Source organism: Micromonospora foliorum, from assembly GCF_022229015.1.
Taxonomy (GTDB): domain Bacteria; phylum Actinomycetota; class Actinomycetes; order Mycobacteriales; family Micromonosporaceae; genus Micromonospora; species Micromonospora foliorum.
The window spans coordinates 1-9,250 of sequence record NZ_JAKKFF010000130.1 but is presented as its reverse complement, the minus strand read 5'-3'; the positions used below and the strand labels follow the sequence as shown (position 1 = coordinate 9,250).

Sequence of the window (9,250 nt, the reverse complement as noted above, 5' to 3'; positions counted from 1 at the left end):
ACCAATCGGGCATTCGGACCGCCGATGGGCGGTGATCCACTCGCGCTCCTGAAAGTCGGGTGGTCACCGACCTCGGGATGCCGCGACTTCCGGGAACCCGAGTCGATCAAGCCACGGGGGTGTGCGCGCGACGGTGAGGTGGGGCGCGGCGGTGAGGTGGCACGCGCGGCGGTGAGGGTGGCACGCGGCGGTGAGGTGGGGCGGGCGGTCGGGGTCAGCTGAGGGCGGTGGTGATGGCTCGGGCGGCGGCCAGCACCTGAGGGCCGATCGTGTCGACGTCCAGTGGCGCGAGCGCGACCACGCCGACGCTGGCCTCCAGGCCGGGTACGCCGAGCACCGGTGCGGCCACCCCGTACGCCCCGGCCTGCAACTCTCCGCTGCTACTCAGCGGCTCTGCCACCCCGGCTCGACCGGCCAGGATCGCCCGGCCGGCCGCTCCTCGGTCCAGTGGGTGCCGTGCCCCGGCCCGGTACGCGACGTGGAAGGACGTCCAGCTCGGCTCGACCACGGCCAGGGCGACGCCCTCTCCACCCTCGACGACGGTCAGATGCGCGGTCGCGCCGGCCTGCTCGGCGAGACGGCGTAGCGCGGGCAGCGCGCCCTCGGCGAGCAGGGGCTGGGCCCGTCGGGCCAGGTGCAGTAACCCGGCCCCGAGGCGCAGCCGACCGTCTGCGTCGCGGCGCAGCATGCCGTGCCCGGTCAGCGCACTGACCAGCCGGTATACGGCGGCCCGGCCGATGCCGAGCCGATTCGCGGCCTCGGTGACGGTCAGCCCGCCGGAGGCGTCCGCGACCAGGTGCAGCAGCCGCAGACCCCGGTCCAGCGTCTGCGACGTCTCCCCGCCCCGCCCCGCTACCGCGTCGGCCCGCCCTACGCCAGCGCCGGCCGGCCCGGAGGCCGCATCGGCCCGCCCCACGCCAGCGTCGGCCGCATCGGCGGACCCGGCGGCCCGTCCGAAGACCGGCCCGGAGGCCCTTCCGGAGGGCGGGTCGGCGGGGGCGGTGGGGTTGGCTGGCGGGTCACCGGAGCCACCGGGGCGTGCGGTCGCATCCACGCCTGGCAGCGTACGACCCGGCACCGGCGGACCCGGACAGGCACGGACAGCTACCCTTGTACGGTGACGCTACGCCTGTATGACACCGCCACCCGATCGGTGCGGGACTTCGTCCCGCGGGAAGCCGGCAAGGTGGGGGTCTACCTGTGTGGTCTCACCCTCCAGGCCCCGCCGCACATCGGTCATCTTCGCTCCGGCGTCAACTATGACGTCCTGCGCCGTTGGCTGTTGGCCGCCGGCTACGAGGTCACCTTCATTCGCAACCTGACCGACATCGACGACAAGATCCTGGTCAAGGCGGGCGAGCAGGGTCGACCGTTCTGGTCGATCGCGTACGCCAACGAGTTGCTGCTCGCCGAGTCGTACCGGTCGTTGAACGTGCTGGCGCCCACGTATGAGCCGCGCGCCACGGGGCACATCCCCGAGATGCATGAGCTGATCACGAAGTTGATCGCCGACGGGCACGCGTACCCGGCGAGTGACGGCTCCGGCGACGTCTACTTCGACGTGGCGTCCTGGCCGGCGTACGGGTCGCTGTCGGGTCAGTCCCCGGACGCCATGCAGTCCGCCGGGGACGCCCCGGATCGGGGCAAGCGGGACCCGCGCGACTTCGCGTTGTGGAAGGGTGCCAAACCGGACGAGCCGGCGGACGCCTACTGGCCCTCGCCGTGGGGGTTGGGCCGTCCGGGCTGGCACATTGAGTGCTCGGCGATGTGCTGGCGCTACCTCGGCCCGGAGTTCGACATCCACGGCGGCGGGCTGGATCTGACGTTCCCGCACCACGAGAACGAGATCGCCCAGTCCCAGGCGGCCGGGTTGCCGTTCGCCCGCTACTGGGTGCACCACGGGCTGCTGAGCATCGGCGGGGCCAAGATGGGCAAGTCCGCCGGCAACGCGCTGGACCTGGCGTACGTGGACTCGCTCGGGGTGCGGCCGGTGGAGCTGCGCTACTACTACGCCGCCGCGCACTACCGCTCGGTGATCGACTACTCGGAGGATTCGCTTCGCGACGCGGCCACCGCGTACCGGCGGATCGAGGGTTTCGTGCAGCGGGCCGTCGAGCGGGTCGGTGCCGGGCAGTTCGCTGAGCTGCCCGCCGGCTTCGTCGCGGCGATGAACGACGACCTCAACACGTCCGCCGCGCTGGCCGTGCTGCAACAGCACATTCGGGACGGCAACACCGCGCTGAGCGTCGGCGACGATGTGACCGTCCGCACCACGCTGGCCGTGGTGCGGGCAATGCTGGATATTCTCGGGATCGACCCCCTCGACCCGGCCTGGACCGGTGGCGGCCGCTCGGACGACCTTCGCGCCGTGGTGGACTCCCTGATCGCGCTGGCCCTGGAGCAGCGTGCGCAGGCGCGGGGCCGCAAGGACTGGGCCGCCGCGGACGCCGTGCGTGACCAGCTCAAGCTGGCCGGCGTGGTGGTCGAGGACACCCCCCAGGGCCCCCGTTGGACTATTGGAGAGCAGGACTGATGGCCGGCAACTCGCAGCGCCGTGGCCGGCGACTGACGTCGAAGGCAGGCGCCCCCAAGGGCACCGGCGGCAAGAACAAGGACTCGTTGGCCGGGCGGGGTCGCACCCTGCCCGCGGACGAGCGTCCCTGGCACAAGGGCTACTCGGGCACCGAGAAGCTGCCCCAGCGCACCGCCTGGAAGCAGGACAAGGAGCGCCGCGCGGCGGCCGAGGAGGGGCGCGCCCCCAAGATCGGTCAGCCTGGCAGCAAGGACACCACCTGGGGCCGGGGCGGCGGTCGGGGCGTACCGGGCGGCCGGGGTGCCGCCACCGGTGGACGGGGCGGCAAGCCCACCGGCCGGTCCGGCCCGCGGGTCACGCCGGGGCGCAAGTCCAACCCGTCCAAGGACACCCCGGAGTTGCTGGTCGGGCGTAACCCGGTGCTGGAGGCGCTGCGCGCCAACGTGCCGGCGACGGCGCTCTACACCGCCCAGGGCATCGACATGGACGACCGGATCAACGAGATCATTCGGACCGCCGCCGACCGGGGCATCGCCAACCTGGAGATCAGCCGCGCCGAGTTGGACCGGATGACCGGTGGGGTGCTGCACCAGGGTGTCGGCCTGCAGGTGCCGCCCTTCGCGTACCAGCCGTTCGAGGACATGGTCGCTGCTGCCCTGGAGCAGCAGGCTCCGCTGCTTGTCGCGCTGGACGGTGTCACCGACCCGCGCAACCTGGGCGCCGTGATCCGGTCGGCTGCCGCGTTCGGCGCGCAGGGTGTCTTCGTACCCGAGCGTCGTGCCGCCGGAATCACCGCGACCGCCTGGCGGACCAGTGCCGGCGCGGCCGCGCGGGTGCCCGTGGCGCAGGTGACCAACCTGACCCGGTCGCTGAAGGCGTGCCGGGACGCTGGCTTCATGGTCGTCGGCCTGGATGCCGACGGCGACACCGACCTCTACAACCTGGAGGCCGCGGTCGGTCCGCTGGTGGTGGTGGTCGGTTCCGAGGGGCGCGGTCTTTCCCGCCTGGTCGGGGAGACCTGCGACCTGACCGTCAGCATCCCGATGATCTCCGAGGTCGAGTCGCTCAACGCCAGTGTGGCGGCGGCGGTCGCCCTGGCCGAGGTCGCCCGTCGGCGCTCCGTCGAGCTGTAGCGCACGTCGACGAAGGCCCCCTCCCGCCGAGCGCGGGAGGGGGCCTTCGTGGTCAGATCAGGCTGAAGAGCCCGTTCAGGTACGACGAAGGGGGCGGCCCGCCGAAGCGGACCGCCCCCTGTCGGTACGGCGTTACGTCAGATCCGGCCACCGGTGGAGGCGTGGAAGACGTGGCTGCGACCGGCAACCGGCCGGACGAACACGGTGTCACCCATGTTCGGCATGTTGCGCCGGTCGGTGCGGACGACGAAGCGCTCCGAGTTGCCACCCAGTGCGGCGTGGCCGTAGACGTTGGCGTCCGAGCCGAGGTCCTCGACCAGCTCGACCACGACCGGCATGCCGCCCTCGGTCGGGCTGACCAGCTCGCAGTCCTCCGGGCGGAAGCCCACGGTGACCTTGCCGTCGCCACCCTCGGCGCGGGCCGCCTCGACCTGCTCCCGGGTCAGCGGGATCTGCAGCTCGGCGAACTCGGCGCCCCGCTCGTTGAGCGGAACGGTCTTGATGTTCATGGCGGGAGAGCCCATGAAGCCGGCGACGAACACGTTTGCCGGGGTGTCGTAGAGCGCCCGCGGAGTGTCCACCTGCTGCAGGACACCGTCGAGCAGCACCGCGACCCGGTGACCCATGGTCATGGCCTCGACCTGGTCGTGTGTGACGTAGACCGTGGTGACGCCCAGCTTGGCCTGCAGGGACGCGATCTGGGTACGGGTCTGCACACGGAGCTTGGCGTCGAGGTTCGACAGCGGCTCGTCCATGAGGAAGACCTGCGGCTCGCGGACGATCGCCCGGCCCATCGCGACACGCTGACGCTGACCACCGGAGAGCGCCTTCGGCTTACGGCTGAGGTACTCCTCCAGCTGGAGCAGCCCGGCTGCCTCCTTGACGCGCCGGTCGATCTCCGACTTGGAGGTCTTGCGCAGCTTGAGGGCGAACGCCATGTTCTCGTACACCGTCATGTGCGGGTAGAGGGCGTAGTTCTGGAAGACCATCGCGATGTCGCGGGCCTTCGGGGGAAGGTGGGTGACGTCACGCTGGTCGATGTAGATCGAACCGGCGTCCACGTCCTCCAGGCCGGCGAGCATCCGCAGGCTGGTGGACTTACCGCAACCGGAGGGGCCGACCAGGACGAGGAACTCCCCGTCGCCGATCTCGAGGTCCAGCTCGTTGACGGCGGGACGCTCTTGGCCCGGGTAGACCCGGGACGCCTTGGAATAGGTGACCGTAGCCATGGTGAAGCGCTTCCTTTCACCGGCAGGAACGTGCCGGACGATCCGAGTGAAGGAGCAACCGGCACGTGTCCGTGCCGGTCAGCGGACGGCGGCCGGTCGCGGGGGCGCCCGGTTGTCGTCCGTGTCAGTGAACCGTAAACGCGTTTACCCGTGCTGCCAAGGCGGGGGGCCGCCGAGCCCACCAGGCGGGCTACGCATTCCGGTCACTCGGGCACGGTCAGACATCAATCGACGTAGCGTCAAACGAGCCTGCGTCGGGTTGTTGACGATTCCCGTTGTCGGGAGGCCTCGCGATCGGGATATCCGGACGTCAGTCGCTATGCTGACCTCGACGCACGCGCCCCTGTAGCTCAGCTGGCCAGAGCACTCGCCTTGTAAGCGAGATGTCGCCGGTTCGATCCCGGCCGGGGGCTCCAATTTCATCCGGCTTCTCCCGACCGGCAAATGCTGTGCCTCTGCCGGTCCGCCCGGGGCACGTGGGCGTCGATCAAATTCGCTATCGTGCCTCCGTCCCGCCGCCGGCGGGAGTCCACGGGGGAACCGGGATGCACTGCGGCGGCGAGCGAAGTGAGGCCGGGGGGTCGATGAGTCGCGCGGTGGAGGAGTCGAACCGGGCGATGCTGCGCGCCCGGGACGCGATGGACCGGTCGTACGCGGAGCCTCTGGACATCCCCGCGTTGGCCCGGATCGCGCACGTCTCGGAGGCGCACTTCATCCGTACCTTCCGGGCCACCTTCGGTGAGACCCCGCACCGATACCTGCAACGCCGTCGGGTGGAGCGGGCGATGGCGTTGCTGGTGGAGACCGACCGGGACGTGACGGACATTTGCTACGCCGTCGGCTTCGGCAGCCTGGGCACGTTCAGTCGGACGTTCCGGCAGATCGTCGGGGAGTCGCCCTCGGATTTCCGGCGTCAGCGCATCGCGCCGGGCAACGTGCCGTCGTGCTTCACCAAAGCCTGGACCCGACCAAGCAGTTTTGGATAAGCGCAGGTCACGGTCCCACCTCTAGCGTCATGGGCATGACGATGAACGCGATCAGCCGCTCCCAGATCTACGTCCTCGACCAGGACGCCGCGCTTGACTTCTACGTCAACAAGCTCGGCATGGAGGTCAACACCGACCAGGACCTCGGCTTCATGCGGTGGCTGACGGTCAACCTGCCCGGCGACCCGGAGCGGGAGATCCTGTTGGAGAAGCCGGGCCCGCCCGCGCTGGACCCGGCCACCGCCGAGCAGGTCCGGGAGCTGCTCACCAAGGGTGCCCTCGGGGGGTATCTCTTCATGACGACGGACGACGCCCGCAAGACGCACGAGGATCTTGTGGCGAAGGGCGTCGAGATCACCGACGAGCCGACCGAGCGCCCGTACGGGATCGACTTCGGCATCCGGGACCCGTTCGGTAACCGGATCCGCATCGGCCAGATGTTCTCCCAGGCGTAGGGGAGCCGCGCGGGCGGCGTCCGGCCGGGCCGACTGAGCCGACGTCGCAGGACCGGGAGGTGCGGGTCGAACCCGTACCTCCCGGTGTGTTGAGCTGGGTGCATGGCGACCCGGCTGCTGTACCTGACCCGACACGCCGAGCAGGACCTGTCCGAGCCGAGTGGGTCCGATGCCGGCGAACCGGATACCGGCCTGTCGGAGCGCGGCCGGCGGCAGGCCACCCTGCTGGGTGAACGCCTGCGAGCCCGGCGGTTCGCCGCCGTCCACCATGGGCCGCTGCGCCGGGCCGCGCAGACCGCCGAGCTGATCGCCAAGTCGCTGCCCGAGGTTCCGGTGTACGAGACGGAGCTTGCCGGCGACCACCTCCCACACGACACGGATCCGGCTGGCCTGCCGCCCGCGTACGCCGAATTCCTGACGCAGTTCTCGGCGGCCGAGCGGGTCGACGGGCCGCGAGTGACGGCGGACGCGGTGCGGCGGTTCGCCGGCCCGGTCGGTGAGGGGCCCGCCAGCGGTGAGCCGGTCCGCGAGCTGGTGGTGACGCACAGCTTCCTGATCGCCTGGCTGGTGCGGCACGCCCTCGACGCGCCGGAGTGGCGGTGGCTGGGCTTGAACTCGCACAACGCGGGGCTGACCGTGATCCGGTACAGCGCGGCCGGCCCGCCGAGTCTGGTCGCCGTCAACGACGTGGCCCACCTACCGCCGGAGCTGCGGGGCACCGGCCTGCCCCCGGACTACCTGCCGTAGGTGCCGGTGACCCGCAGCAGCAGCTTGACCACCGCCTGGGTGGCCGGCGGTGGGGGCCCCTCGGCCGGGCAGTCGGCGTACCCGGTTTCGTTGCTGCCCACGGTGAGGCGGTAGTGCATGACGTCCGCGCAGCTGGTCGTGGTCGTCGGCTGCCGCGCCTCGCTGGCGAGCCGGGGGTCGGCGGTCAGTCCCGCGAGGGTGCCCTGGTCGGCAGGGGAGAGCCGGCCGTTGCGCCGACTGCCCGCCCGGTCCGTCACGGTCCATTGACCGTCCGGCTCGACGACGATGGAGTCACCGCGCCCGGCGAAGCCGCCGGAGCCCCGCAACGTCACTCGGGGGGCCACCCCGCTGGCCTCGGCGCTGACGGTGGGGGCGGTGGTCGGCAGCGAGGTGCCGGTGGCCGGGGCAGCCGGGCCGGTGGCGGTGGTGGCCGAGGGCTGGGTAGAGGTGGTGGTGGGGGCTCGGTCGACGCTTGTGCAACCGGTCAGGAGCGCGGCCAGAAGCGCGACCGTGACGACTGTCGTCGATGCGGGTCTCATTCCCGTCGGACGCGCGACCCCAACCATTGGTTCCCCCGCCGTCCCACCGGAAGCGGTCCGCGCCGTTCTGCAATCTTGGACAGTTTCCGTTCCGCGCTAACGGAAACTGTCCAAGATTGCTTCAGCAGTGCGCCTGCGCCGGGCCTGACCGGTCGTCTTCGCTATGGTCGCGGCACCGGCGTGCGGCGCCGGCAGGCAGCTTGGCGGCGTCGCTTCGGGTGGCGCGGGGAGGAGCGGACGTGTCGGACGCGGAGTTGACCGTCGAGGTGGCCGGGCCGGTCGCCACCGTGGTGATGCACAACCCGGCCCGGCGCAACGCGATGACCGCGGCCATGTGGCGTCAGCTCCCCGAACTGCTCGACCGGCTGGAGCCCGACCCCCACGTACGGGCGTTGGTGCTCACCGGCGCGGGCGGCACCTTCTGTGCGGGTGCCGACCTCGGTGACCTGGCCGAACTGCTGGACGCCGGTGACGCCAGCATCGCGGTCGCCGCCGAGGAACGACTGGCCCGCTTCGCCAAGCCGACGATCGCGGCCATCCGGGGCGCCTGCGTCGGGGGTGGTGCCCAACTCGCGGTCGCCTGCGACCTGCGGATCGCTGCGGACGACGCCCGGTTCGGCGTGCCGCCGGCCCGGCTCGGGCTGGTCTATCCGGCACCGACGACGCGCCGGCTGGCCCGGCTGGTCGGCCCGTCCGCCGCCAAGCATCTGCTGTTCACCGCCGAGTTGATCGACGCCGAGCGCGCCCTGCGGATCGGACTGGTCGACGAGGTGCTGCCGGCCGACCGGCTCGCCGCACGGGTGGACGAACTGACCACGACCATCGCCCAACGGTCGCCGCTGAGCATCGCCGCCGCGAAGGAGATCATCGACGGGCGGGCCGAGCCCGCTCGGATCGCCTGGTGGCACCGGAAGGTGACGACCACCGGCGAGGCTCGGGAGGGGGTCGCGGCGATCACCGAACGGCGTACGCCCCGCTTCGCCTGGCAGCCCTCGACCGACGACTGACCGGAGGCGTTCCAACGCGGTCATCCTGTCGGTGGATGAGGGCCTGCGTCGCACCCATTGCGATATCTCGATCCCGAGTGCCCGGTTCTCAGGCCGGTACGGCAGGCTGTTCGTTGTGCAGCGTGATCAGTTGCTTGCGGGCCGCTACCGGCTCCTGGAGCGCCTCGGCAGTGGCGGCATGTCGGCGGTGCACCGGGCATACGACGAGGTGCTCGAACGGGACGTCGCGGTGAAGGTGCTGGTCGACACGGACACCAACGCCCGACAACGGATCCGGGGCGAGGCCAAGGCCGCAGCCCGGCTGTCGCATCCGCACGTCACAAGCGTCTACGACTACGGCGAGTCGGCGCTGGACGGCGTCGAGGTCCCGTTCGTGGTGATGGAGTTGCTCGGCGGTCACACCCTCGAACACCGGTTGGCGGTCGGGCCGTTGCCGCCGCGCGCCGGTCTGCGGGTCTGCGCCGAGGTGGCCTCGGCGCTCGCCGCCGCGCACGATCAGGGGTTGGTGCACCGCGACATCAAGCCGGGCAACGTCATGCTCACGCCGACCGGCGCGAAGGTGCTCGACTTCGGCATCGCGGCAGCCGCCGGTGCGCCGGAGATCGACTTCGAGGGGCGGCC

The 9,250-nt window shown here is 71.3% G+C and carries 10 protein-coding genes and 1 tRNA gene; 8 read left to right on the top strand and 3 right to left on the bottom strand.

Annotated elements, in window-relative coordinates; genetic code table 11:
* Positions 1-214: 214 nt before the first annotated feature.
* Positions 215-916, bottom strand: a complete 702-nt coding sequence (locus PSH25_RS11685) for an IclR family transcriptional regulator (protein WP_372492770.1) — start codon at positions 914-916, stop codon at positions 215-217.
* A 201-nt stretch (positions 917-1,117) separates the two neighbouring features.
* Between PSH25_RS11685 and cysS the strand changes: the two genes are divergently transcribed.
* Positions 1,118-2,533 carry a cysteine--tRNA ligase gene (gene cysS / locus PSH25_RS11680; RefSeq protein WP_238659112.1) on the top strand — a complete coding sequence of 472 codons (1,416 nt, stop codon included), beginning with the start codon at positions 1,118-1,120 and terminating at the stop codon, positions 2,531-2,533.
* Positions 2,533-3,666 carry a 23S rRNA (guanosine(2251)-2'-O)-methyltransferase RlmB gene (gene rlmB, locus PSH25_RS11675; RefSeq protein WP_238659111.1) on the top strand — a complete coding sequence of 378 codons (1,134 nt, stop codon included), beginning with the start codon at positions 2,533-2,535 and terminating at the stop codon, positions 3,664-3,666. Before cysS ends, rlmB begins: the two co-directional genes overlap by 1 nt.
* 137 nt (positions 3,667-3,803) lie before the next feature.
* Here the strand turns inward: rlmB and PSH25_RS11670 are convergent, their stop codons facing one another.
* Positions 3,804-4,895: an ABC transporter ATP-binding protein gene (locus PSH25_RS11670; protein WP_210780867.1), complete on the bottom strand. Its 1,092-nt coding sequence runs from the start codon at positions 4,893-4,895 to the stop codon at positions 3,804-3,806.
* 339 nt (positions 4,896-5,234) lie between these two features.
* Here PSH25_RS11670 and PSH25_RS11665 point away from each other — a divergent pair.
* The 4 genes from PSH25_RS11665 to PSH25_RS11650 all read left to right on the top strand — a co-directional run bounded on the left by PSH25_RS11665 (position 5,235) and on the right by PSH25_RS11650 (position 7,083).
* Positions 5,235-5,311, top strand: a tRNA-Thr gene (locus PSH25_RS11665).
* Positions 5,312-5,479: 168 nt separating this feature from the next.
* The gene (locus PSH25_RS11660) at positions 5,480-5,881 is read left to right on the top strand and encodes a helix-turn-helix domain-containing protein (RefSeq protein ID WP_238659110.1); all 402 of its coding nucleotides are present in this window, start codon (positions 5,480-5,482) and stop codon (positions 5,879-5,881) included.
* A 35-nt stretch (positions 5,882-5,916) separates the two neighbouring features.
* On the top strand, positions 5,917-6,336 hold the full coding sequence (locus PSH25_RS11655; RefSeq protein ID WP_238659109.1) for a VOC family protein: 420 nt from the start codon (positions 5,917-5,919) through the stop codon (positions 6,334-6,336).
* A 102-nt stretch (positions 6,337-6,438) separates the two neighbouring features.
* On the top strand, positions 6,439-7,083 hold the full coding sequence (locus PSH25_RS11650; RefSeq protein ID WP_238659108.1) for a histidine phosphatase family protein: 645 nt from the start codon (positions 6,439-6,441) through the stop codon (positions 7,081-7,083).
* On the opposite strand, the gene PSH25_RS11645 is transcribed toward PSH25_RS11650, so the two are convergent.
* A complete protein-coding gene (locus PSH25_RS11645; protein ID WP_238659107.1) occupies positions 7,071-7,622 on the bottom strand; it encodes a hypothetical protein in 552 nt (183 codons plus the stop codon). The genes PSH25_RS11650 and PSH25_RS11645 overlap by 13 nt on opposite strands.
* A gap of 239 nt (positions 7,623-7,861) precedes the next feature.
* On the opposite strand from PSH25_RS11645, the gene PSH25_RS11640 reads away from it, so the two are divergent.
* On the top strand, positions 7,862-8,629 hold the full coding sequence (locus tag PSH25_RS11640; protein WP_308193658.1) for an enoyl-CoA hydratase/isomerase family protein: 768 nt from the start codon (positions 7,862-7,864) through the stop codon (positions 8,627-8,629).
* Between the two features lie 115 nt (positions 8,630-8,744).
* On the top strand, positions 8,745-9,250 hold a 506-nt coding region (locus tag PSH25_RS11635), incomplete at its 3' end, for a protein kinase domain-containing protein (protein ID WP_238659106.1).